Genomic DNA, 26,577 nt, shown 5'->3' with positions numbered 1-26,577 from the left:
GAACTGTGAATCTGAGCAGCTACAAATTATTATATCTCGTTAAAACATTATAATATATTTTCTGAACTTTATTAAATACATCCGTCCATGAATAAGGAGCTATTTTATCACGAATAAGCGAGATGTCTATGCCCGGATTTTTATAAGAAGCAGAAATTTGAGTTTTTAGAGCATATGCCAGATTTTTCTCAAATAATGCTTCATCTTCATTATAAGGAACATCTATATTGAGACGGGGAGTTTTGACCAAACTGATAAAATCGGCTTGGATACCTCCGAATATTTCATTTATTCCCGGAAGATCGGCCGCAACTATTCTGCAACCGCTTGCCAGGCCTTCCAGCAAAACAAGGGGCAATCCTTCATAAAAAGAAGGCAGCACAAAAATATGAGACTGCTTCATAATTTCAGCCAGATTCTTTTGCGAAACAGCGCCGTGGACAACAACCCGTTCGCCCAGTTCTTTTGCAAGTTTAAGGCAATAATCGCGTTCTTCGCCGCTTCCGCTTCCAACAAGGTGTAACTGCCACAAGGGATGATCTATGGTAGATAGCGCCCTTAAAAACCAGGGCACGCCTTTGGCTTTGCTTAGCTTTCCGGCATATACCAGTTGCACGGGATTAGGATCAGGTTTTGATGTTAATGTAAAAAGCCGTTCATTGTATCCGGCTCCGGCAACAAAAATTTTATCCGCCGGTATATTATACAAGTTTACAATATCTTTTTTTTGTATCTCGTATAAAGTCATAACAGCATCCAGTTTGCGGCAACCTTTTAAAACCATTTTCTGCAGATGAGAGCAATTTTTAAATTGACGCAGATCCGTTCCGTGACAGGTAGTTACTATAGGAATTTCGGGAAAAAGCTGCCTTGCTAAAGAGGTAACTATCCATAAATGATGACTGTGTATGATATCCGGTTTAAAAGCATTTATGGCTTTTTCAAGTTTTTCTGTAAACGAATTTATATATTGTTTTATATCACCCGATGAAAGATTGCAAAATTTTGAGCTTTCATAGGGCATAACATCGCTCATACCCGGAATTTGGCAGGAAACATCAGCATCAAAAAACTTTACAAATTCACACTGGTCGATACTGATACAATCAAGATCGGCAGGCAGGCCGGATTGTATGCCTGCTACCAGAAAGTTTTCATGATTACACAATGAAGATTCGCGCAGCATGGCCTGGACATAGAAACCACTTCCCGTTGAATCGGGACGCTGGCTGAGCAGATGAAGAATTTTGAGCTTTTTTTGTTTCATCAATTAATTTATTTTGTTTCTTCCTGAACAGCTTTGAACTTTTTATGATATTTAAATGGTAAGGACTCGTCTATTTCCACTAAGTTTGTGCGAAGAAGATGAAGATTGATAAATGTTTTATTTTTAAGATACAAATAGGAAAGAAGATTATTATTTTCGTCACATTCGCTTTGATCGGATTTTAAGTAAAAGCTTTGGCCCTTCAATTTGTCTTCAAGCCACTTCATGGCTTCTGTCTCCATTCCTGCTTTCGCAGCTATGCCGATAAGCTTTACTGTCTGATCATTGTTAAGCTCTATGATGTTTGGAGCAATCACATGTCTTAATCTTAAATATTTAACTTTTTCTTTTTTCTTTGCTTCAATTTTTGAACCGTATGTATTTTTTCTCGGATCGCTTTTCTTGTCAAATTTGATCTTGTCACAAAATATATATGGCAATTGATTTATTTTTTGCCCGTAGTCTGCAATATCACGCTTGGGTTTTTTGATTTTAATAGAAAAATCAGTGAAAATATCAACCTGCTCAGTTCCCAATTTCTTTTTTATAACAGGTAAATATGATTCATTAATTTCATAGCCTATTGAATGCCTGTTAAGATTTTTGGCAGCAAGAGATGTTGTGCCGCTTCCCGAAAAGGGATCAAGAACAGTTTCCTGCTCAAAACAAAACATCCTGATTAAGCGTTTGGGAAGTTCTTCAGGAAACATCGCAAGATGTTTATTCTGTTTTTCTCCCGGAAAAATCCAGTGCCCGGCAAAATATTCATTCCACTCTTTTGTTGACAATTTTGCTTTTTCTTTAATTTCTTTTTCAACAGAAGGGGGATCGCCCGGTTTTTTGAAAAGCAGAATAAACTCATAATCAATCTTTAAAATTCCATTTCGCGGGTAAGGAAATGAGCCCATGATAGAAGCTCCTCCTGTTGTATTACAGGTCGTAACCTTCTGCCAGATAATGGCTCCCATATAATCAAAACCTGCTGATTCACAAAATTTGATTATTTCCGTTCGGATTGGAATAACTTTATAGCGGCCATAATATGCAGCCCTTGCAAACTGGTCTCCGATATTTATACACAGGCGGCAGCCTTCTTTTAAAACGCGGTGGCATTCTTTCCAGACCAGATTAAGATTGTTGATATATTCTTCATATGTATCATAAAAACCTATCTGCCGGATATCATCATAATCTTTTAACTGCCAGTAAGGCGGAGAAGTAATAACAAGATGAACAGATTTGTCGCAAACCTCAGACATTATACGTGAATCAGCTATATAAATGGTATGGTTCGTCATATATTTTTTATAAGTGTAAGGGTGTAGGTGTTAAGTAACTAAATTGATTACACTGTATTTCCTAACACCTAACACTTAAAACATGCTACAATAGCGGCTATGTTACATCTGAAAAAAAAGAAGCCTTAAAAAATTCCCTGTTCATTCGGGCGATGTTAACAATAGAAATTTCCTTCGGGCATTCCGCTTCGCATTCCCTCTCATTGGTGCAGTTTCCAAATCCCAGTTTATCCATTGTCCGTACCATTTCTATAGCCCGCTTAGCTGCTTCCGGTTTTCCCTGGGGAAGAAGTGCCAGTTGAGAAATTTTAGCGCTTGCAAAAAGCATTGCAGAAGCATTCGGGCATGCAGCCACACATGCTCCGCAGCCTATGCATGCAGCGGCATCCATTGCTTTTTCGGCTGTTTCCTGTGAGATCGGCATGGCATTGGCATCGGGGGCGCCTCCTGTATTAACGGAAACATAGCCTCCGGCCTGTATGATTTTATCCAGAGCACTCCGGTCAACGGCAAGATCTTTTATTAATTTAAACGCCCTCGAACGCCAGGGCTCAATAACAATTGTATCACCATCCGAAAAATGACGCATATGAAGCTGGCACAAGGTAGTTCCCTTTTCAGGACCATGCGGACGGCCGTTTACGACGGCGCCGCACATGCCGCATATGCCTTCCCGGCAATCATGATCAAACGCTATAGGTTCCTTGCCCTCAAGTGTAAGCTGCTCGTTTATTACATCTATCATTTCCAGAAACGACATGTCCGTGGAAATATTTTTTGCGTTATATATTTCAAGTTTTCCGGCAGAGTCCGGCCCTTTCTGCCGCCAGACCCTGAGTGTTAAGTTAAGAGTCTTTGTCACTTGTAACTCCTTTGTGTCAGCTTGACATTTTCGAAAGTAAGCGGCTCCTTGTTAAGAACAGGATCATTTCCGTCACCTTTATATTCCCATGCGGAAACAAAGCAGAAATTCTCATCATCCCGCATTGCTTCATTTTCTTCCGTTTGATGGGCTTCATTGAAATGGCCTCCGCAGGATTCCTTGCGTGAAAGAGCATCTATTACCAGTAATTCGCCGAATTCAAGAAAATCTGCAACACGTCCGGCTTTTTCAAGGCTTTGGTTAAACTCCATGCCGGAACCCGGCACAAGAACATTGTTCCAGAATTCTCCTCTTAACTCCTGTATGAGTTTTCGCGCCTTTTCAAGACCGGCATCATTTCTGGACATACCGCAATATTCCCACAAAATATTTCCAAGCTGCCTGTGAAAATCATCGGCTGTCCGCTTTCCTTTTATGGAAAGGAGTTTATTGGTAAAATCATTGATCTTTTTTTCAGATTCCTTAAATGCCAGATGATCCGTTTTCACCTGTTTTTTCGAAGCTGTAGAAAGATATCCGCCTATAGTATAAGGGATTATGAAATATCCGTCCGCAAGACCCTGCATGAGAGCGCTTGCCCCAAGACGGTTTGCGCCATGGTCTGAAAAATTGGCTTCCCCCAGAACAAAAAGGCCGTCGATAGTACTCATCAGATTATAGTCAACCCATAACCCACCCATAGCATAGTGGACAGCAGGATAAATCATCATGGGTGTTTCATAAGGATTATCGGCTGTAATCTTCTCATACATCTGGAAAAGGTTTCCATATTTTTTTGCTATTGTATCTTTTCCGTCTCTTTTTATCGCATCTGCAAAATCAAGATAAACGGCAAGCCCTGTTTCACCAACGCCTTTTCCCTTATCGCACTGCTCCTTGGCGTTTCTCGATGCCACATCACGGGGAACAAGGTTTCCGAAACTCGGATATTTGCTTTCAAGATAATAATCACGTTCCGCTTCGGGTATCTGGAAAGGCTTTCTTTTATCTCCCGGTTTTTTCGGAACCCAGACACGGCCGTCATTTCTCAGGCTTTCACTCATTAAAGTGAGTTTTGACTGATACGTTCCATGAACAGGTATACACGTGGGATGAATCTGGGTAAAACAGGGGTTGGCGAAAAAAGCGCCTTTTTTATATGCCCTGTAAGTTGCTGTAACATTTGATCCCATGGCATTTGTTGAAAGAAAAAAGACATTGGCGTAGCCGCCTGTGGCGAGGACAACCGCATCAGCGGCATATTTTTCAATTTCACCGGTAACAAGATTGCGCACAACTATTCCTCTTGCCTGGCCATCTATCAGCACAACATCCAGCATTTCCCTTCTGGTGTACATCTCAACTTTTTTTGCTGCAATCTGTCTTGACAGTGCGCTGTATGCTCCTAAGAGAAGCTGCTGTCCTGTCTGGCCCCTTGCATAAAAAGTCCTTGAAACCTGTGCTCCTCCGAAACTTCTGTTTGCAAGCTGGCCTCCGTATTCACGGGCAAACGGAACTCCCTGGGCTACGCATTGATCGATAATATTGCCGCTTAACTGGGCAAGTCTGTAAACATTAGCTTCTCTTGCCCTGAAATCGCCGCCTTTTATCGTATCATAAAAAAGCCGCCGGTCACTGTCTCCGTCATTCTGATAGTTTTTTGAAGCATTGATTCCGCCCTGGGCTGCAATACTGTGAGCGCGTCTCGGACTATCCTGTATGCAGAATGTTTTTACATTGTATCCAAGTTCGGCAAGGGATGCCGATGCCGAACCTCCGGCAAGACCGGTTCCAACGACAATTATATCGTATTTCCTTTTATTTGCCGGATTGACAAGTTTCAGCTCGAAACGGTGTTTGTCCCATTTTTCAGCAAGAGGACCTGCCGGTATTTTTGCATCAAGCTGCATAATATTTCCTTCCTTATGTTGTAAGAGAAATAAAAACCGGAATGAAGCCGAAACCAAGCCCTACTATAATACTGAAGGCGATACTCACCTTTCTTATAAAAGGCATATATTTTGGGTGGTTTACTCCAAGTGTCTGAAAAGCGCTCCAGAACCCGTGACTCACGTGCACGGCAACCACAATCATGGCAAATACATAAGTTGCTATATAAACTGGACTGGAAAACGCATTCTTCACTATTTCAAATATTGTTGTACCGGTTTTATCGACGAAATGAAAATTGATCAGATGTATTATTATAAAGGCAATGAGTATCAAGCCTGTATAAGGCATTGTGAAAGAACCTATGGTCCGGCCCCCCGCATTTTTTTTAACCGAGTATCTTACCGGCCTGGATTTGATATTTTGGATGAAAAGAACAAGGCCGGTAAAAACATGAATTATTCCAAAAAATAAAAGGCCTTTTTCGGAAACCGAGATTAGTATTCCAAGAGAATGCAGGTGTTCTGCATATGAATTAAAGGCATCCCTTCCTGCATATAATGTCAGGTTTCCTAAAAGATGTGAAGTAAGAAACCCGCAAAAACTAAGCCCCGTAATTGCCATAAGCCATTTTTTGCCTATGGAACTTGTTAAGGTTCTTATAAACCAGTTCATCACACTTCCTCCGTTGAAAAGAGACCTTTGAAGATGTTTGCATAACGCTTTCTTTATTAGTGGAATTTAAATATTGAGTTATACACTCTGTGTCAATAAAAAATTAGTAGCCTTGTAATAACTCCATCTATTTTAATTTTGAAAACAGATAAATATTCATAGTAGCGGTTCAACAATGTCTGATCATAATAAGAACTATTTCAAAGCAAAACGACAGCAAAAAACCGGCCAAATTTCCACTCCGGAAACTTCACCTGTCGGGATTCTTTACAATTTCAGCCAAACCCATATAATATCATAAACCGTCATGTCCGGCGAAGGCAGGTATCCAGAACATTAACTGGATGCCCCCCGGCTTACCACATGCCGGGGCAGGCTTATCATATCCGGCATGAGAAATATAAATTTTCCAACTTTTTATATTTTCATAAAATACGTTTTACACATAAATCTTCGATAATAATCATTTGATTTTAAAAAGATATTAGTGTAAAAAAAAGTATTCAACAAACAAATTTTGTTTCAAGCCTGTTAACTTAAAGATTGCGAATATCAATTGTTGTCGGGATGCTTGTTCATTCATGACGGATATGTGATCATATAATGCATTTTGAGATTGTAACTCCGATTATTCGAACTGAAACAATCGCCTCTGGGAGTAGTATTCGGATACTGCCCCTTTTACGGAAACAATATGGTGCAGGGAATTGGAAGAAACTAAAAGGTACTGCCACTGTCCGCTTGAGTGATGGAACGCTTCGATTTGCAGAATTGCATTGGTTTGAAGCTCACGGCATCGGAAAAAAGAAAATTAGAATTAAAAAGTTTTTGGACTAAGCCATGATTAATGAACATAAAAATTTATCAATTCGGTTTGCAATTTGCGTAGATACAGATGACCCTGATTTACTCACACCACGCATGGTCTATCAAGTCTTGCCTGATGACAATGCTGCAAAATCAGATTATTTACGGGTTATTGATAATGAAGGTGAAGACTACTTGTACCCGGCCAGGTATTTTGTTCTCGTAGATTTTCCACAACCGGTTAAACAGGTTCTATTACGTACGAACGTGCCGGTTATGCGAAGCGTTGATTCAGAGCCTATCGCATAAACCGACGGCAGTGAAGACTTTCATGAAAACGCCGATTTTAGTAACTGAGGATTTTCTGCCTCAGCTTACAAGATCGGCAAGCAATCCGCACTGCACGTTTCCAAAATCTTATTATAGTGTTCAACTTCCCCATCATTTGCCAAAGATTACAATTCCATATGTTGCGCTTTTCCTGATAACAAACTTGTCTTGAACATAAATCTTCAACAATAATCATTTGATTTTAAAAAGATATTAGTGTAAATGAAAGAGCATTTAACAAACAGATTTTGTTTCAAGCCGGTAACATAAAGATCTCTTATATTAACCGGCCAAATTTCCACTCCGGAAACTTTACCTGTCGGGATTCTTTACAAAAAAAAATATTAACCATTATCAATGTAACACATTGTATAATATGAAATATTCAGTGTATATTGCGGATATACGCCTTTATTTTGCTAAAAACGTCGGGATTCTTTACAATTTTGAATAAAAGCCATGGTGCAGCAAAATATGATAATAACTGATGCAAATAATTAGTTATTTAAATTATTAAATAAGTACATCATATGATTTTGTTTTAAAAATACTGAAAATTCTCTCAAAAACTGTCGGAAAAGTTTACACTTTTTAATAATAACAAAACATCCTATCTATCTATCTATCTATCTATCTATCATTATTATATAATATTATTATGGTATTATTATTGCTTGCAAATAAGCGGTAAAATAAATCTTGTATTAAAGAAATAATATAAAGAATTTTGATAGCAGAAGGAGAACCTGTTCATGAAGCGCATTTCGATTTGTTTGTTGACCTGTTTTACTTTTTTATTGTGGGCAAATGTTTTATTAGCAAACCCATTGAATTTAAGCACTTTTACAGCCGATGTTGGGGTTAGTGAGAGTGGCGGTATCGTAAACTTTACAGAGGATATCAACTCTTATGGTATTTACTTTTATAATGATAATTTCTTTGTTGATCCGAATGCAACTGCTTTAACATTTGACTATTTATTGGAACTGGGGCCGGATAATGAAGACTATCTTATAGTCCAGATAGATTCTATTTATGAATTTGAAATTGGAGATTGGAACTCTTCTGATGTTGACACTCAAATATTATCTGGAACAGGTTCTATTGATATGACTCCTTTTCAGGGATCTTATATAAGCTTGGCTTTTGGCTTGGAAGCAAATGATTGGTATGCAGATACAATAGCAACAGTTTCTAATATTGATTTACAAATAGCTTCCATTCCAGTTCCTGAGACAGGATCGATCATTTTATTAGGTATTGGAATAGCCGGTTTGTTTGGTATCGGAAGAAGAAAGATTCTTAAAAATTTATAAATTTACGAGCCAGTTTCAAAACGCCCCATTTTGGCCGATCTCTGCGTTGGGCTCAAATTTCAATCCTCGAAATACTCAATGTATTCCTGTGGTTGAAATTCTCTCCCGCCTTGAGCTTGACCAAACTGAAACGTTTTGAAAGTGGCTCTTACTACTTGAATATACTTCTGATAAAGCCAAACTGCCTGTGATCTTAAAACTAAATTGATCTTTTATAGAAAAAAGGCAGAACGGGAAGCCACGGGTTCTCAAAGAAAGAATAGCCGGGTTGCCAGAAGTTTAAAATAACTTTTGCGGCCCGGTTTTTTTTGACTAACCTCCCCATGCCCGGGGCGGGCACAACGAAGCATGAGAATACAGGAGACAGAAGTCAGAAGACAGAATAACGAGGAATCTTAACATTCTGAATTTATTGAAACCAAGATTTCTCGCTTCGCTTCGAAATGACACAAAAATGAATTGCGTCACAGCCTCGAAAGCCGGTATCCAGGAATTTAAATTAGTTCCGGATGCCGGATGACATCATCCAATGTTTCCCTCGCCCCTTGTGGGAGAGGGTCAGGGTGAGGGGAAGGGGAACAGGAAAAACTGCCAGATACTGCTAAAAAATAATGAATATCAATAAATTATATGAAATAAAATAGGAGCTGACATGAGAATGACAATATTACGAAAAAGCTATGCGATAGTAATTGGTATTTTTTTTATGGCTGTTATGGGGCTTCCGGCAGCAGTATTTGCGGAAACCGATGTTTCTGATAAGGTACAGCTTATCCAGTCAAGATTATTGTTTGATCGTTTAACCAGCCAAAATTATCTGGATGTTTCGGTGAAGAATATCTCAAATGAAGTTTTGCTGACTCCTATTAAAATTGTAATCGACAGCATAAGTACGCCTGATGTAACTGTTGCGAATGCGGATGGCGTTACTTCCGAAGGAAAACCTTATTTTGAATATATGACGAATACTGGTCAATTTTTGTCCGGAGAAACAACCGGTAGTAAGAGAATAAAATTTAATAATCCGAAAGTGGCGAGATTTACCTTTACAAAAACTGTTCATGCAACCATACCGGAGGCTGCTGCTGTGATAGGATCTGAAGGCGGAGTCATATCTAGTCAGCAGGGCCTAAAGGCAATAATCCCTGGTGGTGCGTTGCCGGAGGATACTATTGTTTCACTCGCATCGGCGGATATTGATTCTTTTAGAATCGATACAGATATGAAAGAAAGTGTAGATATATTGGGCATCATGGAATTTAATATAGGCGACAAGGAACTCTTGCAAAACGCCGAGCTGGCATTTCCACTACCAGATTCAACAATTTCAGGAGAAAATCTTTATTTAGCAAAGATAATTAAAGGTCAGGATGCGGATATGATGGCCATTGTTGATAGGGTTGGTATCGTGGGCAATGAATTGATATCGCAATACCCGCCTTTCCCAGGTGCCATAAAATCTGGTGTCTATGGCGTGATACGGCCTAATACTATTTGCGGCATCCCGAATTTAAATAGTTTTTTCAAGATATCACCGGATTGCAGTCAGAGGCTTGATGCGATAATATTTATGAAGGATGTTTCAAAAAATATCGAAGCACATCAACAGATGATTCTTGCCAGTGCCGAAAACAAATATGATGAAGCTAAGGCATTACAAACGCTTACCAAACTTACTGAAAACGCTGCTAGTTTGCTGCAATTAAGCAGCTTGGGGCCTGAAAAACTAATCGAATTAGGTATTCGAAAGTCTATTTCTCTTACAGGTGTTCTTTTCAGCGATGAGTTGGCGCAGCTAATCACAAATCATGCCGTATGTATGGCAGAAACCTATATCACAGGCAATATGGAAGCTTGTGTTGGTGTAGTATTGAATGATTTAGTTAGGCTTGCAACTGATCCTATTGCGATTAGAGGTTACTGCTCTGCAATACAGCAAAGCCAAGACCTACTTATCGCTCGTCAATATTTATGGGATTATTATTCTTTTGGAGGAGATGAGTCGCTACTTGCTGATTATGTTAACGCTGCTTCCAGTTCGCGAATTGATATCATAAAATCAATAGCTGAACGTCTTGGATATGATGGATTTATCGGTATGGAGTGCCTTTTAACAAGAGACTATAATCCTGATGAGGTAGATGAATTTATCAATAACTGTATAGCTCAAGTTGCTGAAATAAGGAAAGGTCTGGATAGTAATGGAAACGGAATTGTCGATATCGTTGAACCTGTGGTCGAAACAACAAATAAAATACCCGACACCGGCCAAACCACTTCTTATACTAATACCTTTGGCGAAGATTCGGACTACAATATTAATCCTCAATCTTATACCAAGCTGGATGCAAACGGAAACGCCCTTCCGGACAGCGCCAGCCAATGGGTTATGGTCAAAGATAATGTAACTGGCCTGATCTGGGAAAATAAAACTGATGACGGCGGAATTCACGATAAGGATAATTATTATACCTGGTATGACGCCCAAAGCGTCTTTATTACCCAGCTCAATAACAGCAATTTCGGCGGGCATTTGGACTGGCGTCTTCCCACAGCCATGGAGCTTTCCATGCTGGTGCATGCTGATAAACCCTATCCCGGGCCGACAATCAATACAACATATTTTCAGAACACTATGTCGTCCTTTTGTTGGTCGTCCGCTACTTACGCTAGTTACCCGGACGGCGCGTGGCTCGTGGATTTCTACCGCGGCTACGTCCACTACGACAATAAGTCCTATAGTTGTTATGTGCGTGCCGTCCGCGGTGGACAGTGATTGATTATTGGGTGATTGGGGTCATTTGGTGATTTGAGCAGCGGTGTGGTGGTTGCCATTTCAGTGGACGGCAGGTCGTTTTTACGGGGTGAATGATGGCCAGATACGAACACTTACCGGCGTACAAGCTGGCGATGGAACTGGGGATATTTCTCCAGGGCGTGGTCAGAAAGTTCAGCCGGTATAACAAGTACTCGATCGGTTCCGAATTAAGGGAAGTATCCATACGCATCATTCGGTTGATCGTCCGTGCGAACTCGACCGAATCCGGCAGATCGGAAGTGCTTCAGGAACTGGTTGAAAATTGCGAGCTTTTCAAAACGATGCTGGTATTCGCAAAGGAAGGTAAGGCGTTCGATAACTTTAATTCATTTCAGCAGCTATCAAAGATGGCTGTTTTACTGAGCAAACAGAGTGAAGGCTGGCTTAAGAGCAGCAAAAAGAGCCTGAATTGTCAACCGCCCGAAAGAGCGGGTAGATGAGCGTGCTGAAGAACACTGTGCGCCGCCTCCGCCTTGCCGAAAAGCAAGGCATTGAAATACAGGGCGCCGAGCGATCGGTTTCCGGTGGACGTAAATGTCATAAAGTGAGGCGGTGAAATGTCGTCCAATTATTGGTCGTCCACTACTAACGCTAATAACCCGGACAACGCGTGGAACGTGAATTTCAACAACGGCAACGTCAACAACAACAATAAGTCAAATAATTATTATGTGCGTGCCGTCCGCGGTGGAAAGTGTTCGCTGCTCTCTTTTGAATCGGTGTACGGAGCTTATCTGGATTGCCGGAAGCGGAAGAGGGGTACGATTAATGCGCTTAAATTCGAGATCGGATCTCTGGATAAGATATTTGATCTGGCGATGTCATTACAACAAGGAACGTACCGGCCGGCCCGCTCTGTTTGCTTTATCACAACTAGCCCCAAGCTGCGGGAAATATTCGCAGCGGATTTTACGGACAGGATTGTGCATCACCTGGTGGTCCGGGAGCTGGAAAAAGTATGGGAGCCTTACTTTATTTTTGATTCCTACGCTTCCAGAAAGGAAAAGGGAACTCATGGCGCCGTTCACCGACTTCAGAATTTCATGCTGAAGGCAACAAATAACGGCAAGCGGCAGGCGTGGATGATTCAGCTCGATATACGGTCGTTTTTCATGAGTATCGATAAGGATGTGCTTTTCGGAATTTTTGAACGCAAACTTTCAACAAAGGGCGACACAAGCTCATGGGTTCTGCTCTATCTGCTGCACCGTATTATTTATCATTCCTGCGAGCGGGATTTTGTTTTCAAGGGAAATCCGGTCATGCTCGACAAGGTGCCGCCGCATAAAAGCCTTCTCAAGGTCGGCGAAGGCAAGGGGCTTCCGATAGGCAACCTGACCTCGCAGTTTTTTGCGAATGTTTATTTGAACGAAATGGACCACTTTATCAAACACGGGCTTAAGTGCCGCTATTACGTGAGATATGTTGATGATTTCGTTTTGCTGGCTGATAGCCCGACCCGTCTTGAGCAATGGGTGCTTCAAATTGCCGATTATCTCGAAAAGAAGCTTTTGTTGACACTCAAAGACGGGTGGAGAGTAAAAACGGTTTCAGAGGGGGCCGATTTTCTGGGATATATCGTGCGGCCGAAGTATATCCTGGTCAGGAATCGGGTCGTCAATGCCATGAAAGAAAAATTGGCCGAACACCATAAGAAAATGGTGGAATGCCGGAAAGATGTGAACGGCCGAATGATTTTGAAAATGAAGATGACCCCAGATGCAACAGATGATTTGATGCAGACACTGGCATCCTATCTTGGTCATTTCAAGCATGCCGACAGCTATCGTCTGACGCGTACTGTTTTTTTAAAGCACCCATGGTTGAACGAATATTTCACTTTCAACGGGGAAAAACTGACAAGAAAGCTTGTGTACAAGGGAAGCTTTCGGTCTTTGAGATCGCAGGTTGGGTTTTTTAGGGCAAAGTTGAAAGATACTGTGCTTTTGATTGAGGTGGGGCTTTTCCTGGAAATATATGATGGTGATGCCGTATCCGCCGGAAAGGCGCTGGGGCTTATCCTTCAGGAGAACAAGAGAGGGATAGGCGTTTCGGCCGGTTTTCCACTTCGCTTTGAACCGCGTAATATCAAGAAACTGCTTGAGATGGGAAGAGACGTGGCCGTGATCAGAGAGGCTGGAGCCGGCAAATATGTAAAGAAGCGATATGTCGATGACCTCTATCGTATTTTATAACTATTCTAAAAAAGGGGATTGGAAAAATGCGTAAAGGCTTTTTGATTTTAATAATGAGTTTGTTTGTTTTTTGTTCAGCGGCATACGCTGATTTAGTAGACAATAACGATGGCACAGTGACTGATACGAAAACCGGGCTCATGTGGCAGCAGGCCGGAGCCGGAACGATGACCTGGACGGCTGCCCTGACTTACTGTGAAAACCTTCAGCTTGCCGGTTACAGCGATTGGCGGCTGCCGAATCGCAACGAGCTTCAATCCCTCGTCGATTATTCGAAATACAATCCTGCCATCGATACTGTGGCGTTTCCCGGGGCGATGTCGTCCTATTATTGGTCGTCCACTACTAGCGCTAGTTACCCGGCCTACGCGTGGCTCGTGAGTTTCTACTACGGCAGCGTCAACCACGGCCATAAGTCCTCTAGTTATTATGTGCGTGCCGTCCGCGGTGGACAGTGATTGGTGATTTGAATATTTGGTGATTTAGCGGATGCCGGGGGTGGAAATGAGTGAGAAATTCAGACGAAACATCACGATTCCGCCCCCAAATAAAAGCCCGGGGTTTTCGATTTGTCTTCGGGAGTATACCGGGGGCATTTACTTTATCCGTTTATATATAACGCAATGATTTTATAAGTATAATGTCTTTATAGAAAGAAGTTTGTGAAGAAGGATGTAGATTTATTTCTTTTTTAAAAAATCATCCGGAGCAATACCGGCTTCTCTCAAGATTGCCCTTAGTGTTCCTTCGGGGATATCGCCTGGATGGTTTTGGATGGTTTTAAGCGAGATGTTTTTTTGTTGAGCCGGTGGAAGATTTTCTATCTTTTTCAGATGTTGAATGATTCATTTTCGGTCTCTTTAAAATAACCGGCTTTCCTTTCAAAGAGAACTTCAAGGTAGTCTCCCTCTTTATCATACCAAACTTTTATTGCTTCTGCCATAATGCTTCACACCTCTTTATGGTGTCAGTAAAATATGCAGTTATAATAAAATGGCCTTTACTTCCCTTTTTAACAATAACGCACATCTATTTGTCAAAGCTCTAAAATCAGTATTTCAATAATTGATACATTTGTGTTATTGCTTCTTGAATCGGAATAATTTGAATTCCTTCTTCATAAAATCGTTTAGTGCCCCCGTATAGCAAAAAAGCTTTTGCCATCGGGTAGTCTTGTAAAAACAGTTTCAACCCATTAAGATCTTTGGCTGAGTATTTTGCTTTCCTTTTAATCTCAAAAGCAAATATGCCCTTTTCTCCGTATAAGACAAAATCTACTTCAACCTGATTTGACGTGCGCCAATAGTAAATATCATATCCGAGTTTATAATAATCGTTTATCGCTCTTAGCTCCTGTAAAAACAAGGTTTCAAGTGCAGGGCCTTCAATTTCTTCCGGGGAATCAAGCGGGCCTTTTGGTCTGATTGTTCGAAAGATACCCACATCAAAAAAATAGAATTTCGGGTGCTGTATCATTCTTCTTTTTGCTTTTTTTGTAAATACAGGCAATCGCAAGGAAATCAGCAGATCGTCAAGTATGGAAAAATAGCTTTCAACAAGTTTTCTGTTTAATGAACACTCTCTTGCAATCTCAGAAAGGTTTAATACTTCTCCCTGGGAAAAGCTGGCCGTTTCCAAAAACCTTGAAAAGCCCCCTATGTTTCTGGTCAACCCTTCCTGAAAAACCTCTTCTTTTAAATATGTAACCACATATGAGCTTAAATATGAAGCAGGGTCTTTTTCAGTGTATGCACATGGCAAATGACCGTATTTCAATGAGTGTGCTAAATTAAAATAGGAAGAAAGTTCTTTGCAGCATAAAGGATGCATATAAGCCGTTAACGCCCTGCCTGCCAAAAGATTTATATCTGACTTCTTTAGTTTTCTTGCGCTGGAACCGGTCAGTATAAACCGGTATCCAAATTTTTCAATCAATCGGTGAACTTCATCCAAGAGTTTGGGAACCTTTTGCACTTCATCGATGATGATTACATCTGAAAAATCTTCGGGAATATAGGATTCAAGTTTTTCAGGGGAACTTATAAGACGAAAATATGTTTCCGACTCCAATAGATCAATATAAATGCTTTTTTTATACTGCCGCCTTAACCAGAAAGATTTGCCCGTTCCTCTGGGACCAAATAGAAAACAGCTCTTATCTGGGGCTAAAGCAATAATTCGTTCAAATATTTTATTTGATTCCATTTTGGGATTTTAAAAAATTAGATGTTTTTAGCAAGAAGTTCATTTTGGCCTTAATAACTCCATTTTGCATATATTTATGGAGTTTGCAACTCTTTTTTAGCATTCGCAATAAACATTTTTCAGTTTACCTAAAAAATAAAGGGGTTACTTGGAGCCCTTTATTTTTATAGTTTTATATAGAATATGCCATATTATTAAACTATTATGAAAGTATAAACAAAGGGGATTTTTAATTTGCCTTCGGGAGTATATTTTTGTTGAGAGTAGTAATCGTGATGTCTATGCTTTTATGCGATTTCATATGATGTATATTGAAAGAGGTTTGTGAATAAGGCTTTAGAACAGCTCTACCACTTAAGCAACTGTACAGTTTCCCCGACTACCGCAGAATCATCAAAATCTAATTGGATTTTCTTTTTAATGATTATAACTTCCTTATAATCATCCTTAGGAAGGGAAATTAGATTTGTTTTCGATAGAATATCTGAAATAAATTTTAAAAAAATCTGTTCTTTATTTTTTCTAAAAAGAATCACGCCAATAGAATGTAGAGAAAAATCAGAAATATTCAACTTGCCGATACCCTTTTCTATGAACTATGAAGAATTTACAGTCTTTGCTTTTATCCTGCTGTAGTAGAATTTCTATAAATATATTCGTATCAAGCAGATACACTATCGCCACTCCAGCGCTTTATGTTGCAACTCTACAGAAGTATATTCATTTTTTAAATTTGATAAACCGCTTTCCCAATCAAACTTAAATTTGCTTTTCTTAACCTTTTTTTCGCCATATTTAACTAATAAATAATCTATAAAGTCATTAACTTCGGGAATTACATGTGCCGGTAATTTATCAATTTTAGCTTCGATATCTTGAAATTTCATAAGACAACTCCTCTATTATGGCGCTTAATTGATTTTTTAATAATTATACCATTATTTTACAAATAATATCAATTTGTTTATACAGCAAACGGGGTAGTTCGGGACCTCTATGTTTTTTATGCAATCCTGCATGATGTCTTTGCGCAAAGCGGTTTATGAAAAAGGATAAGTCTGTCTATGCGGCTTTTGCAGCTCCCCGTGGAGCGGGGGCTCCTTGCAAAAGACCTTGGGTAGTTAGATCCTCATCAACATCCGGCCAATGTATTCCGTATCCCGCTCCGGCAATTCGCCAGTTTGCGCGCTGCTTTGGTGTGGCATGCAGTAAACGTGGGTACCACGCTATCGGGACAGTTATGGTTCGTCCATCAAAAAGATCCACACTAATGGTATCATCAGTAATGTGTACATCCCTTACGCGTTCTCCCGCTTTAGGCTCCAAAGAATTCATTCCATACCTCCAATAATTCTTTTTGGTTCTCCGTAGTAAGCATTTCCAATTTTCGCAATTCTCTTGCCGGAAAACCAAGATTGTATGCCAACGCCACAGGATTGAGCCAGAACTTGGCTGAGAAGGCATCTCGGTCAATGTGGACATGCGGTGGTTCGTGCAAGTCATGACTTACAAAATAAAACCTGTATGGTCCTGACCTCAAAACTGCTGGTGACATTTTTCCCCTTTTATTTTAATCACTATTGTTTTTATCATTTTTCTCTACGATCTACAATATCTAAAAATATTTTTTATAGTAGTAATTGGTACGTTGTTAGTCCCTTAATTGTAAAGTTCTTGCAAAAATGGCAAAAGAATTTATTGGCAAGCGGTTCTGAGTCTTGCCAGTTCAGGGATTACGAACATCTCCCTGATCATTAAACCGGTAACGATAACGGCCTTGCCCAACTTAGTCAGATAGTATTTATAGGTTTTGGGAACTTTTTTAAGGAGACCGTGGGCTTTTAATCGTTTGAGGATTCTGGAGACAGCGCCGCTGCCTTTACCGGGGAGATATTGACGAAGAGAACGGTTCTGCAGGCCGTTGCTGTTGAACTCTCCCCGTGCCAGGATTTTTAGAAGCGCTTGATCATCATCACTGTAGAAATTGATTCCTTTGTAGGAGCGGTTATCAGCGGTGACGGTCTTTGAAATCTTCCGGAGTTGTTTGACCCCATGGCTTGGATCATCAAAGGTGGAGATAAACTCCAGGTAGCGACGATTGGAAGCCTTTAGAAGATTCATAAGGGGGAACAAACTGTAGATGTTCTTTTTCATAGAGGCATTCTTTACAACCGAATGGCCGTCTCTCTGTTGAACTTTACGGAAGTGTTTGAACTGAGAAACATCATTGGTTGTGGTTTCAATCCTCAGGATCAGACCGAATTTATCATACATCTTGAGGGATACTGCACCCATCTGGTGCTTGATTCTCGTTCCGAGAATTCGCGTATTGAAACGGTTGCCCATTTCTCCCTGATAATTACCATGCAGCTTTTGCCCCAGAAAAGAGGCGATGTTCTCCGGTTTCACGGAGTGGATGGCGGTTCGAACAATGGATTCATACAGTTCTTTCAAATCAGCCTGCTTTTTGAAAACAATATCGGTGGCGTATTCGGCCTGCATGATGCTCCAGCGGTAACGCAGGTCGTAGTTCTTGATAACGGGGCAGTATTGTTCGGCAAAAACATCCATGGCTGCATGTAACGCTTCAACCCTGATGCTGTCCGAGATATCCTGGGCTTTACTGAAGTCGTCAATATCAAGAAAGGCGTTTTCATTCATGACATATGGTATCTGGGCATTATCCAACTGATGAGCCAGCCAGTTATGACCGTTAAAGTAAAACTGTAGCCGGAAAGGACACCATGTGGGAACCCGGAGATAACAGAGGCCGAAAACCTTGTCGATGAAATAAAAGTAATAATGGAGACATTTACCGGAATCATAACGGAGGAATGTCTTGCCTGAATTTTTGTCATGCCATGGCCTATAACTGGTACAGGCTTCCATGGCGGAAAAGATATGCACAAGACCGGGATGTTGCCCTCGCTCTTTCAAAATGGCTTTGATACGAGCCTCTTTACGAAACGCCTTGATCTTACGGATGAACTCAATCTGAATGCCCTGTTCTTCGGCAATACGCTCAGCATTCTGTCTGATCTCCTCCCGAAGACCTTGCGCAAACCCGGGATAATCGAATATCCTGATGCCCTGGGAGTAAAGAAAAGCGGTCATCCCCTGATCATAACACCATCCAGGCAGGGTGCCCTGGATGACAATACGGTCGTAACATGAAAGAACACCCGTGATTTGCTCTTTATATCGTTCGGTAATCAACATACTAAACCTCCATGCTAAAAATGTTACACTCATTTTAGCATGGTTTAACTAAAAATTCTTGGTTCCGGCTTGTCCGGGTTAGGCTTTATGATATCAAAAATGCTTTATATTTTATAAAAGGAACAGTTATTAAGGAAGCTATATATGAAAGACAAACGGGGTTTGTATTATTATCCTTTCCCTCAGAACCAGAAAGTTCGCATGTATGTAAATAAGTCAAAAGATGAGATTTGTTTCAGACTCTGGAATAATGATGACTCTAAACTATGGGAAGAACATGGATGGGTTCCTTACAGCGCCATAAAACAGGCGATCCCACTATATGATGGTTCTAAATTTAACCCCAATGAAGCTTATGATATTGAAATAGCAAGATCGCTGATTGCGGAAAATGAATCTTTCAGAAAGTAACCCATATGAAAATAGCCATAGCGCAAATTAACCCTGTTATTGGTGATTTTGAATATAATTTTAACCTGATAAAGAGCTTTGCCGGTAAAGCCATAAAACAAAACTGTGATCTTGTGGTTTTCCCGGAGCTTTCTGTTACAGGTTATCCCCCCCGTGATCTTCTGGAAAAAAAAGATTTCATTGAAGCAAATCTTTCATATCTTTCCCGGCTTGTCGATGAAATAAGGGGAATAGGTGTAATCTGCGGATTTGCGGATAAAGCAGATGAAGGAAATCTTCTCTATAATTCGGCGGTTCTGTTTGAAAACGGAAAAATCCTTCACAAAACAAATAAAAGACTGCTTCCCACATATGATGTATTCGATGAAAGCAGATATTTTGAAGCAGGCGCAGAATTTGCTCCCTATAGCTATAAAGACAAAATAATCGGCATTGCAATATGTGAGGATGCATGGAACGATGATAACAGTTCCGGGGAAAAAAAATATCATTTAAATCCGGTAAGTCTTATGATTAAAAACGGAGCAAACCTGATTATAAATATTTCAGCATCCCCGTTTCATATGGGCAAACAACAATTCAGGCAAAACATGTTCGGAGCTATAGCACGCAAATATAAGGTTCCGTTTATTTTTGCTAATCAGGTAGGCGGTAATGACAGCGTCCTTTTTGACGGAACAAGCGCTGTTTTTGACACAAACGGCAGGATAATCGCTCTTGCCCGTGATTTTGATCAGGATTTGATATTTTATGATACTGACAATCCATCCGGAAATCTTTTGCAGGAAAACATGCACCCGGTATCCGCAAGCAACACCGAAGCCGTTTTAAAGGCTCTCGTTATGGGAACGCGCGATTATGTGACAAAATGCGGTTTTTCCAAAGTAGTGCTTGGATTAAGCGGCGGAATAGATTCAGCGATTACGGCTTTTATTGCAGCGCAAGCCATAGGCCCGGAAAATGTGCTGACGGTATTTATGCCGTCTTCCTACACATCAAAAGAAAATTATGGGGATACGCAAAAACTTGCTCAAAATATCGGAACAAAGTATGAAATCATTCCTATAGACAGTGTTTTTGAAGGATTTTTAAAACTTGTTTCTCCTTCATTTAAACAAAATGAGCCCGAAGTAACTGAGCAGAATATCCAGGCCAGAATCAGAGGAACCATACTGATGGCTTTATCAAACAGAGAAAACCGTATTCTTCTTTCTACCGGAAACAAGTCCGAACTTGCCGTAGGTTATTGCACTTTGTACGGAGATATGAACGGAGGGCTTGCCGTAATATCGGATATTCCAAAAACAATTGTATATGAAATTTCTCACTTTATAAATCGCAGCAAAGAAACTATTCCGGCAAATATAATAAAGAAAGCCCCTTCAGCCGAACTGAAGCCGGACCAGACAGACCAGGATGATCTTCCGCCCTATGATCTTCTTGATGCCATATTAAAAGGATATATTGAAGATTTGAAAGGGGCGAAAGAGCTTATTGCTCAAGGTTTTGATGCAAAAACAGTTAAAGATGTGATTTTACGGGTTGACAGAAATGAATACAAAAGGCATCAGGCCGCCCCCGGACTCAAGGTTACATCAAAGGCTTTCGGCTATGGCAGAAGATATCCGCTGGCTCAGAGATACACTCAAAGAGATATTTAAAGAGTGCCTTTCGGATTTATTTTTTCTTCAGCCCCTTTTTTATAAGAGCTTTTTCCATACCAGTCAATCTGACGGCATATCCCTCTGATGATGCTTACTTCCCCGGCCCTGAGCTTAAGCCTTGTGAAATAATGACGCAGCTTATTCATCCAGTAGTCGGGATTTTCGTTATTTATATAATCGATCCTTACAAGAATATCTTTTACCTGTTCGTACATCCCGTCTAACTCATGTCTTGATGCGAGCCTCGGAGAATATTTTGTCTTCTCTTCAATCCCGGCAAGAAAAAGCTCGTAGCACACCAGTAAAACCGCCTGAGAAACATTGAGCGAAGAAAAATCCGAGGAAGGAATATTTATAAGCTCGTGGCAAAGGCGGATATCTTCGTTTACAAGCCCTCTGTCTTCAGAACCGAACAGAATGGCGATTTTGTTGTTTTGGGAAAGATCTGCAAGCCTTTCTGCCATGCCCGAAGGAGTTGAAAGTATCGCACGCTCTCCGCCGAGGCGGGCAGTGGTTCCGACCACATAATTATATGAAGCAAGAGCTTCTTTTAGGTTTTCAAACAGTTGGATACCGTCGATAACATCGGAAGAAAAGTGGGTTCCAAGCTTTCGGATTTTTTCAAGATCATAATTTTCAGGAGAAACAACAACAAGATTTCTTATCCCCATATTCAACATGGCCCTTGCAGATGATCCTATGTTTTCAGGAAATCTGGGCCGGACCATGACAATTGTAATATTATCGGAATTTACTCTTTGCACAATCAGCTTATTACTTCAAAACTATTGAAAAAATAACCGATTTCAAAAGCTGCCGTTTGAGGGGAATCGGAACCGTGTACAATGTTTTTTTCAATATCAGTAGCAAAATCCGCACGAATTGTTCCGGGGGCCGCTTCTTTATAATTGGTTGCCCCCATCAATTCCCTGTACTTCGGAATTACGTTCTCGCCTTCAAGCACCATGGCCACAACAGGACCGGAAGACATAAAATCGGTTAAACTTGCAAAAAAAGGGCGTTCTTTATGAACGTCATAAAAGCCCTGAGCCTGAGCCTTGGTCATGTATATCATTTTCATGGCGGCAATCTTAATATTGTTTTTTTCCAAACGCCTGATTACTTCACCTATCAGACCACGTGATACTCCATCCGGTTTTATAATAGACAATGATCTTTCCATAATTTATATAATCCTTTCAAGTGTTGCGGCTTTGTTAATAACCATGTTTTTATTGTTTGTGCTGATTTACCAGAAGCAGATATTGAAGTCAATAACGCCGGGAAACTATGTCAGGGTAAACGCGTTTGGAATTAGTATGCCATCTAAAACACCCAAACCGTCATGCCGGACTTGATCCGGTATCCGGAAACAAAAGCGATTTTGCTAAAAACCCTTCAATGCTTTTGACATTCTGGCTATAGGAAAATCCGTTAGCTCCCCGCCATGGTTTGCCGTCTTCAATCTTGCCAAAAACTGACATTGAGTGAATATAGCAGCTTTCAATAAATTGTTGATATTGAAAGACAGCATTCGTCCTAAGATCATATGTTTCAGATTCAGACATAAAATCCGGATCAATAATAGGGTTCAGATTAATTTTGGCGAAATATAAAAGGAAAATTAAATGAGAAAGAATTCATTATTTACTCAATCTGTAGGTCATTTGTAAGTAGCGTTGTTATATGGAGGCTTTTATTTTTTTTAATAAAAGAAGATGTTTGGCAATAATGACTTGTATATCGGAAGAGAAACATAATTATACAAAAAAAACATAAAAGGTATACTTTGGGATACTATACAAGACCAAAAAGATATGATATTTGAGCTAAGCTTCAATTGTAAAATAAAGTGATACATTTGAAAATATCATTTGATTTGCGTGGAATATTAAGAGTTAAACGAAATGAAATGTTATATTCCTGACATTAAGAGGTAATTTCAAAAGTCTCGCATTGATCCGATTATTTTTATAAAAAGCAGTTGAAATACCAAATAACATATTGATTTAATAAAGAGAATGCTCTATTATCTTCTTAAATTCACCAATTCAAGAAAGGATGATAATATGAGCACTCTCTTTGACATTTGGAATACCATACAAAGACAACTTTTTCCAGCATTAGAAAATGAACTTGGTCCAATTTCCGCAAAGGATAAGGAATTCATAAAGATTGTCTCTCTGCTGGATTTGAGGAGCCATATGAATAAATTCAGGTGGCACGGGTTCGGGCGTAAAAGAAAAGATCGCATTAGTATTGCAAAAGCCTTTGTTGCAAAGATGGTATTCAAGTTTGACCACACAGATACTCTTATTGAATATCTGAAGAAATGCGATGATACCAGACGGCTATGCGGATGGGAAAATGCATTCCAAATACCATCCAAGGCAACTTTCTCCAGGGCTTTCAAGGAGTTCGCCGATAGCAGGTTGCCGCAGAATATTCATGAAGCCATGGTAATAAAGTATTGTGGTCAAAAGCTTGCTGGTCACATAAGCCGCGATGCTACGGCCATTGAAGCGCGTGAAAAGCCGGTGAAGACAGAAAAAGATGAAGTAACCCCTGGCCCCAAACGTAAACGTGGCAGGCCACGTAAAGGTGAAGTTCTACCTTCCAAACCGGAAAAACGTGTGGATCTCCAGGCCACCAGGAGTTTGGAAGACAATTTAAATGATTTGCCGACCCACTGTAACGTCGGCACCAAAAAGAACAGCAAGGGCTATAAGGAAACCTGGATCGGCTATAAACTTCACCTTGATTGCATTGATGGGGATATTCCGATAAGCGCCATTCTTACAGCGGCCTCATTGCATGATTCTCAGGTTGCGATACCTCTTGCACAGATGAGTTCAAAGCGGGTTGCCAACCTTTATGATTTAATGGATGCGGCTTATGATTCACCGCAAATTCATGAATTCAGTAAATCACTGGGACATAGGCCGATTGTTGATAATAACCCGAGATGTGGGGAAAAGGTTCTGATGGATCCTGCAACAAAATCTCGTTTTGCGCAAAGAACCAGCGCTGAACGAGTCAACTCCAATCTCAAGGATAATTATGGCGGCCGCAACATCAGAGTACAGGGAGCCACAAAAGTCATGGCCCATCTGATGTTCGGGATAATATCGATCACAGCTATGCAGATATTTCGATTGCTTCAATGACAAAGAACGAATAAGCTTTCGTTTATAATAACGTTTTTACAAAACGATCGGGCAGGTATTGTCAAAAACTCGGCATTTATTGCCTTTTGTGGTTCTCCAATGAAAATCGGAGCCCTTAAGTCCGCTCTATTGCCGGGATTTCAACTGTTGACCTGTTTAACAAGCCGCCTTTAATCGTTTTGAAATTAGCTCTAGATTAACTTTTTAAGAGTGTGGCAGGTTTTATAGACAAAATAATTTGGAAGTATGATTTTTGGCTAAAAATATCATAAAAGGAGGAATTTAATATGGAAGAAAAAAACAATAACCAGGGAGCGTTGTTAGCTTCATTTATTCTTGGAGGTGTAATCGGAGCAGGTGTTGCAATTCTTCTAGCACCCAAATCGGGCCAGGAAACAATGGAAAAAATCAAAGATTATGCAGGATCAATGAAAGAAAAAGTTGCTTCTTCAGTTGAAGGCGCTAAGAATGTTCTGGAAGAAAAAAAGTCTGCACTTTCGGCTGCTGTAGAGACTGGTAAACAAGCTTATAAAAAGGAGATGCTCGAAAAAGAATAATAGAGTATAGAAGTTTTTAAATTATAATTATTTGTGTTCTTGTACGAGCCGGTTTGGAATTACCATAAAGTATCGCTATTTATAATTTTCAGATAATGTGGAGGAAAAGAGATATGAAAGCAAAGAAACATATTGTAATAACAACTGCTGTTTCAGTTATTTTGGGTTTCTTGACCCTTGGCGGTTGTGGAACGACTGGTACCCCACCAACAAATGAAATAGCAAACACGGAAATGAACATTAAACAGGCAGTAGAAAGTGATGCCAACAACTATGCTCCGCTGGAACTGAGATTGGCGCAGGATAATCTGAAGGCTGCCAAGGCTGCCATGGAAAACGAAGAATATGAAAAGGCTCAGGGGCTGGCGGATAAAGCCTTAGTTGATGCCACCCTTGCGAGAGCAAAATCAAATGAAGCAAAGGCGAAAAAATTCACCGGAGAGCTTCAGGAAAGCATTAAAAGCCTTCAGTCAGAAATCAATCGTATGCAATCAAAATAGAAATCAACGGTTTTAAGGATTAAGGAGGAGACACACCATGGTGAAAACAAAGAAAAATGTAAACATCTATCTGGGACTTTTGATGATTGTAACGATGACAGCAAGCATGATGCTTGGTTGCGCTTCAACTCCCAAGACAAATGAGGCACTGGAACGTGCTCGCACCGCTTACTCTGATGCAATCGCTAATCCTGATATAGTAACTAATGCACAAGTGCCCATGTATGACGCCAAGAAGTCACTGGAACTTGCTGAGGCAGCTAAAGAGCTGAAAGATATAGACCAGAAAGCTTATCTTGCGGAAAGGCGGGTTCAGATCGCTGTGGCTATGGCGGAGAAAAAAAAGGCTGAAGCTGAGGTTGAGAGGCTTAATCAGGAGCGGAATCGTATACTGATGGAGAGTCGCAGCCTGGAAGCTAAGCAGGCCAATATAAAGGCCGATGCCAGCACTAAGGAAGCAAATCAAGCCAAGATGATGGCAATAGAAAAAGCACAACAACTTGAAATAAAACAGCAGGAAGCTCTGGAACAAATGAAAAAGCTTGAATTGGCAAAACAGGAATCTCAAGCCATGTCTCTTGAGGCTGAACAAGCCCGGAAAAAGGCAGCAGAGCTTAAAGCGGAGATTGATAAGCTTCAGGCTAAACAGACCGATCGGGGCATTGTGCTTACTTTAGGCGATGTGCTTTTTGCCAACAACAAGGCAAACCTTCAACCAGGAGCTATGCGCACTATAGACCAACTCGCAGAGTTTCTTAAGAAGCATGCCGAGCGAATGGTTGTAATTGAAGGCCACACCGACAGCAGAGGAAGCGACACTTATAATCTTGGTCTTTCACAGCGACGCGCTGATGCGGTTCGGGATGCCCTTGTTGCAAGAGGGATCGACCAGGCAAGAATCCAAACTATAGGCAAGGGCGAGGTCTATCCTGTGGCAAGCAATGATACCTCTGCCGGCCGGCAGCAAAATCGCCGCGTGGAAATAATTATTTCCAATACTGCGGAAACCGCGCAATAATTTGTTGACTGTGCTTTATCTCTAAGCAAGTTGATGAAATGCTTAATAAAAATATAATATGTCCAAAGGATGATAGATTTTGTTGACTCATAACAATAGTACCTAAAGTTGCAAATCAATAAAGGGAAGTTATGAGTCAACTATCCAAAAAAAATATGTCCGGACAATCAAATTACGGAATAAAGAACATGTTTATGCTTTTTGAATTGTTTCTATATAAATGAGCTGAATATCCTGTCAGTTCTCTATAATACATTATAAAATATTATGATTATACTCTAGAGGTAATTTCAAAAGTCTCGCATTGATCCGATTATTTTTATAAAAAGCAGTTGAAATACCAAATAACATATTGATTTAATAAAGAGAATGCTCTAT

General features: G+C 40.4%; 26 protein-coding genes and 1 riboswitch. Of the genes, 12 read left to right on the top strand and 14 right to left on the bottom strand.

Annotated elements, in window-relative coordinates; translation table 11 throughout:
• Positions 1-19: 19 nt before the first annotated feature.
• From VXK47_RS16785 to VXK47_RS16765, 5 genes are all read right to left on the bottom strand, one after another.
• On the bottom strand, positions 20-1,267 hold the full coding sequence (locus VXK47_RS16785) for a glycosyltransferase family 4 protein (protein ID WP_435549935.1): 1,248 nt from the start codon (positions 1,265-1,267) through the stop codon (positions 20-22).
• 8 nt (positions 1,268-1,275) lie between these two features.
• Positions 1,276-2,526: a DNA-methyltransferase gene (locus VXK47_RS16780; RefSeq protein ID WP_435549934.1), complete on the bottom strand. Its 1,251-nt coding sequence runs from the start codon at positions 2,524-2,526 to the stop codon at positions 1,276-1,278.
• A gap of 136 nt (positions 2,527-2,662) precedes the next feature.
• Positions 2,663-3,427, bottom strand: coding sequence for a succinate dehydrogenase/fumarate reductase iron-sulfur subunit (locus tag VXK47_RS16775; RefSeq protein WP_435549933.1), 765 nt, complete (start codon positions 3,425-3,427; stop codon positions 2,663-2,665).
• Complete coding sequence (locus tag VXK47_RS16770) at positions 3,424-5,337, bottom strand: fumarate reductase/succinate dehydrogenase flavoprotein subunit (protein WP_435549932.1); 1,914 nt, start codon at positions 5,335-5,337, stop codon at positions 3,424-3,426. Before VXK47_RS16770 ends, VXK47_RS16775 begins: the two co-directional genes overlap by 4 nt.
• 13 nt (positions 5,338-5,350) lie before the next feature.
• Complete coding sequence (locus VXK47_RS16765) at positions 5,351-5,992, bottom strand: succinate dehydrogenase cytochrome b subunit (RefSeq protein ID WP_435549931.1); 642 nt, start codon at positions 5,990-5,992, stop codon at positions 5,351-5,353.
• 840 nt (positions 5,993-6,832) lie between these two features.
• Between VXK47_RS16765 and VXK47_RS16760 the strand changes: the two genes are divergently transcribed.
• From VXK47_RS16760 to VXK47_RS16735, 6 genes are all read left to right on the top strand, one after another.
• Positions 6,833-7,108: a hypothetical protein gene (locus VXK47_RS16760; protein ID WP_435549930.1), complete on the top strand. Its 276-nt coding sequence runs from the start codon at positions 6,833-6,835 to the stop codon at positions 7,106-7,108.
• 773 nt (positions 7,109-7,881) lie between these two features.
• Positions 7,882-8,445: a hypothetical protein gene (locus tag VXK47_RS16755; protein ID WP_435549929.1), complete on the top strand. Its 564-nt coding sequence runs from the start codon at positions 7,882-7,884 to the stop codon at positions 8,443-8,445.
• 165 nt (positions 8,446-8,610) lie between these two features.
• A riboswitch (cyclic di-GMP riboswitch) is annotated at positions 8,611-8,721 on the top strand.
• A gap of 382 nt (positions 8,722-9,103) precedes the next feature.
• Positions 9,104-11,221, top strand: a complete 2,118-nt coding sequence (locus VXK47_RS16750) for a DUF1566 domain-containing protein (protein WP_435549928.1) — start codon at positions 9,104-9,106, stop codon at positions 11,219-11,221.
• 92 nt (positions 11,222-11,313) lie between these two features.
• On the top strand, positions 11,314-11,703 hold the full coding sequence (locus VXK47_RS16745) for a four helix bundle protein (protein ID WP_435549927.1): 390 nt from the start codon (positions 11,314-11,316) through the stop codon (positions 11,701-11,703).
• Positions 11,704-11,820: 117 nt separating this feature from the next.
• Positions 11,821-13,458, top strand: a complete 1,638-nt coding sequence (locus tag VXK47_RS16740; protein ID WP_435549926.1) for a reverse transcriptase domain-containing protein — start codon at positions 11,821-11,823, stop codon at positions 13,456-13,458.
• Between the two features lie 26 nt (positions 13,459-13,484).
• Entirely contained in the window at positions 13,485-13,916 is a 432-nt protein-coding gene (locus VXK47_RS16735) for a DUF1566 domain-containing protein (RefSeq protein WP_435549925.1), read from the top strand.
• A 592-nt stretch (positions 13,917-14,508) separates the two neighbouring features.
• On the opposite strand, the gene VXK47_RS16730 is transcribed toward VXK47_RS16735, so the two are convergent.
• The 6 genes from VXK47_RS16730 to VXK47_RS16705 all read right to left on the bottom strand — a co-directional run bounded on the left by VXK47_RS16730 (position 14,509) and on the right by VXK47_RS16705 (position 18,882).
• Complete coding sequence (locus VXK47_RS16730; RefSeq protein ID WP_435549924.1) at positions 14,509-15,663, bottom strand: ATP-binding protein; 1,155 nt, start codon at positions 15,661-15,663, stop codon at positions 14,509-14,511.
• Positions 15,664-16,010: 347 nt separating this feature from the next.
• Positions 16,011-16,235, bottom strand: coding sequence for a hypothetical protein (locus VXK47_RS16725; protein WP_435549923.1), 225 nt, complete (start codon positions 16,233-16,235; stop codon positions 16,011-16,013).
• 102 nt (positions 16,236-16,337) lie between these two features.
• Positions 16,338-16,550, bottom strand: a complete 213-nt coding sequence (locus tag VXK47_RS16720; RefSeq protein WP_435549922.1) for a DUF2281 domain-containing protein — start codon at positions 16,548-16,550, stop codon at positions 16,338-16,340.
• A 175-nt stretch (positions 16,551-16,725) separates the two neighbouring features.
• On the bottom strand, positions 16,726-16,998 hold the full coding sequence (locus VXK47_RS16715; RefSeq protein WP_435549921.1) for a DUF2442 domain-containing protein: 273 nt from the start codon (positions 16,996-16,998) through the stop codon (positions 16,726-16,728).
• Positions 16,979-17,218, bottom strand: a complete 240-nt coding sequence (locus tag VXK47_RS16710; protein ID WP_435549920.1) for a DUF4160 domain-containing protein — start codon at positions 17,216-17,218, stop codon at positions 16,979-16,981. Before VXK47_RS16710 ends, VXK47_RS16715 begins: the two co-directional genes overlap by 20 nt.
• Positions 17,219-17,358: 140 nt before the next feature.
• A complete protein-coding gene (locus tag VXK47_RS16705) occupies positions 17,359-18,882 on the bottom strand; it encodes a MarR family transcriptional regulator (protein WP_435549919.1) in 1,524 nt (507 codons plus the stop codon).
• A 144-nt stretch (positions 18,883-19,026) separates the two neighbouring features.
• Between VXK47_RS16705 and VXK47_RS16700 the strand changes: the two genes are divergently transcribed.
• Together VXK47_RS16700 and VXK47_RS16695 are read left to right on the top strand one after the other, a co-directional pair.
• A complete protein-coding gene (locus VXK47_RS16700) occupies positions 19,027-19,293 on the top strand; it encodes a hypothetical protein (protein WP_435549918.1) in 267 nt (88 codons plus the stop codon).
• Positions 19,294-19,298: 5 nt separating this feature from the next.
• Positions 19,299-20,954 carry an NAD+ synthase gene (locus VXK47_RS16695; protein ID WP_435549917.1) on the top strand — a complete coding sequence of 552 codons (1,656 nt, stop codon included), beginning with the start codon at positions 19,299-19,301 and terminating at the stop codon, positions 20,952-20,954.
• On the opposite strand, the gene VXK47_RS16690 is transcribed toward VXK47_RS16695, so the two are convergent.
• The 3 genes from VXK47_RS16690 to VXK47_RS16680 all read right to left on the bottom strand — a co-directional run bounded on the left by VXK47_RS16690 (position 20,951) and on the right by VXK47_RS16680 (position 22,525).
• The gene (locus VXK47_RS16690) at positions 20,951-21,721 is read right to left on the bottom strand and encodes an RNA methyltransferase (RefSeq protein WP_435549916.1); all 771 of its coding nucleotides are present in this window, start codon (positions 21,719-21,721) and stop codon (positions 20,951-20,953) included. The genes VXK47_RS16695 and VXK47_RS16690 overlap by 4 nt on opposite strands.
• A gap of 2 nt (positions 21,722-21,723) precedes the next feature.
• Complete coding sequence (gene ndk / locus VXK47_RS16685; RefSeq protein ID WP_435549915.1) at positions 21,724-22,140, bottom strand: nucleoside-diphosphate kinase; 417 nt, start codon at positions 22,138-22,140, stop codon at positions 21,724-21,726.
• A gap of 160 nt (positions 22,141-22,300) precedes the next feature.
• Positions 22,301-22,525 carry a hypothetical protein gene (locus VXK47_RS16680; protein WP_435549914.1) on the bottom strand — a complete coding sequence of 75 codons (225 nt, stop codon included), beginning with the start codon at positions 22,523-22,525 and terminating at the stop codon, positions 22,301-22,303.
• A gap of 501 nt (positions 22,526-23,026) precedes the next feature.
• Between VXK47_RS16680 and VXK47_RS16675 the strand changes: the two genes are divergently transcribed.
• The 4 genes from VXK47_RS16675 to VXK47_RS16660 all read left to right on the top strand — a co-directional run bounded on the left by VXK47_RS16675 (position 23,027) and on the right by VXK47_RS16660 (position 26,199).
• Entirely contained in the window at positions 23,027-24,124 is a 1,098-nt protein-coding gene (locus VXK47_RS16675) for a transposase (protein WP_435549913.1), read from the top strand.
• A gap of 287 nt (positions 24,125-24,411) precedes the next feature.
• The gene (locus VXK47_RS16670; protein WP_435549912.1) at positions 24,412-24,681 is read left to right on the top strand and encodes a YtxH domain-containing protein; all 270 of its coding nucleotides are present in this window, start codon (positions 24,412-24,414) and stop codon (positions 24,679-24,681) included.
• Positions 24,682-24,794: 113 nt separating this feature from the next.
• Positions 24,795-25,181 carry a DUF4398 domain-containing protein gene (locus VXK47_RS16665; protein ID WP_435549911.1) on the top strand — a complete coding sequence of 129 codons (387 nt, stop codon included), beginning with the start codon at positions 24,795-24,797 and terminating at the stop codon, positions 25,179-25,181.
• A gap of 37 nt (positions 25,182-25,218) precedes the next feature.
• Entirely contained in the window at positions 25,219-26,199 is a 981-nt protein-coding gene (locus VXK47_RS16660) for an OmpA family protein (RefSeq protein WP_435549910.1), read from the top strand.
• Positions 26,200-26,577: the final 378 nt, after the last annotated feature.

Origin of the sequence: Desulfobacterium sp. N47 (assembly GCF_051233685.1) — a bacterium.
Taxonomy (GTDB): Bacteria; Desulfobacterota; Desulfobacteria; order Desulfobacterales; family RPRI01; genus RPRI01.
This window is presented reverse-complemented; position numbering and strand designations above follow the sequence as displayed.

What these genes read in the sequence shown, in the direction of transcription:
- VXK47_RS16785 (WP_435549935.1), bottom strand. Translation starts at nt 1,267, where the DNA reads ATGAAACAAAAAAAGCTCAAAATTCTTCATCTGCTCAGCCAGCGTCCC.
- VXK47_RS16780 (WP_435549934.1), bottom strand. Translation starts at nt 2,526, where the DNA reads ATGTCTGAGGTTTGCGACAAATCTGTTCATCTTGTTATTACTTCTCCG.
- VXK47_RS16770 (WP_435549932.1), bottom strand. Translation starts at nt 5,337, where the DNA reads ATGCAGCTTGATGCAAAAATACCGGCAGGTCCTCTTGCTGAAAAATGG.
- VXK47_RS16765 (WP_435549931.1), bottom strand. Translation starts at nt 5,992, where the DNA reads ATGAACTGGTTTATAAGAACCTTAACAAGTTCCATAGGCAAAAAATGG.
- VXK47_RS16760 (WP_435549930.1), top strand. Translation starts at nt 6,833, where the DNA reads ATGATTAATGAACATAAAAATTTATCAATTCGGTTTGCAATTTGCGTA.
- VXK47_RS16755 (WP_435549929.1), top strand. Translation starts at nt 7,882, where the DNA reads ATGAAGCGCATTTCGATTTGTTTGTTGACCTGTTTTACTTTTTTATTG.
- VXK47_RS16750 (WP_435549928.1), top strand. Translation starts at nt 9,104, where the DNA reads ATGACAATATTACGAAAAAGCTATGCGATAGTAATTGGTATTTTTTTT.
- VXK47_RS16745 (WP_435549927.1), top strand. Translation starts at nt 11,314, where the DNA reads ATGATGGCCAGATACGAACACTTACCGGCGTACAAGCTGGCGATGGAA.
- VXK47_RS16740 (WP_435549926.1), top strand. Translation starts at nt 11,821, where the DNA reads ATGTCGTCCAATTATTGGTCGTCCACTACTAACGCTAATAACCCGGAC.
- VXK47_RS16735 (WP_435549925.1), top strand. Translation starts at nt 13,485, where the DNA reads ATGCGTAAAGGCTTTTTGATTTTAATAATGAGTTTGTTTGTTTTTTGT.
- VXK47_RS16730 (WP_435549924.1), bottom strand. Translation starts at nt 15,663, where the DNA reads ATGGAATCAAATAAAATATTTGAACGAATTATTGCTTTAGCCCCAGAT.
- VXK47_RS16720 (WP_435549922.1), bottom strand. Translation starts at nt 16,550, where the DNA reads ATGAAATTTCAAGATATCGAAGCTAAAATTGATAAATTACCGGCACAT.
- VXK47_RS16715 (WP_435549921.1), bottom strand. Translation starts at nt 16,998, where the DNA reads ATGAATTCTTTGGAGCCTAAAGCGGGAGAACGCGTAAGGGATGTACAC.
- VXK47_RS16710 (WP_435549920.1), bottom strand. Translation starts at nt 17,218, where the DNA reads ATGTCACCAGCAGTTTTGAGGTCAGGACCATACAGGTTTTATTTTGTA.
- VXK47_RS16705 (WP_435549919.1), bottom strand. Translation starts at nt 18,882, where the DNA reads ATGTTGATTACCGAACGATATAAAGAGCAAATCACGGGTGTTCTTTCA.
- VXK47_RS16700 (WP_435549918.1), top strand. Translation starts at nt 19,027, where the DNA reads ATGAAAGACAAACGGGGTTTGTATTATTATCCTTTCCCTCAGAACCAG.
- VXK47_RS16695 (WP_435549917.1), top strand. Translation starts at nt 19,299, where the DNA reads ATGAAAATAGCCATAGCGCAAATTAACCCTGTTATTGGTGATTTTGAA.
- ndk (WP_435549915.1), bottom strand. Translation starts at nt 22,140, where the DNA reads ATGGAAAGATCATTGTCTATTATAAAACCGGATGGAGTATCACGTGGT.
- VXK47_RS16680 (WP_435549914.1), bottom strand. Translation starts at nt 22,525, where the DNA reads ATGTCTGAATCTGAAACATATGATCTTAGGACGAATGCTGTCTTTCAA.
- VXK47_RS16675 (WP_435549913.1), top strand. Translation starts at nt 23,027, where the DNA reads ATGAGCACTCTCTTTGACATTTGGAATACCATACAAAGACAACTTTTT.
- VXK47_RS16670 (WP_435549912.1), top strand. Translation starts at nt 24,412, where the DNA reads ATGGAAGAAAAAAACAATAACCAGGGAGCGTTGTTAGCTTCATTTATT.
- VXK47_RS16665 (WP_435549911.1), top strand. Translation starts at nt 24,795, where the DNA reads ATGAAAGCAAAGAAACATATTGTAATAACAACTGCTGTTTCAGTTATT.
- VXK47_RS16660 (WP_435549910.1), top strand. Translation starts at nt 25,219, where the DNA reads ATGGTGAAAACAAAGAAAAATGTAAACATCTATCTGGGACTTTTGATG.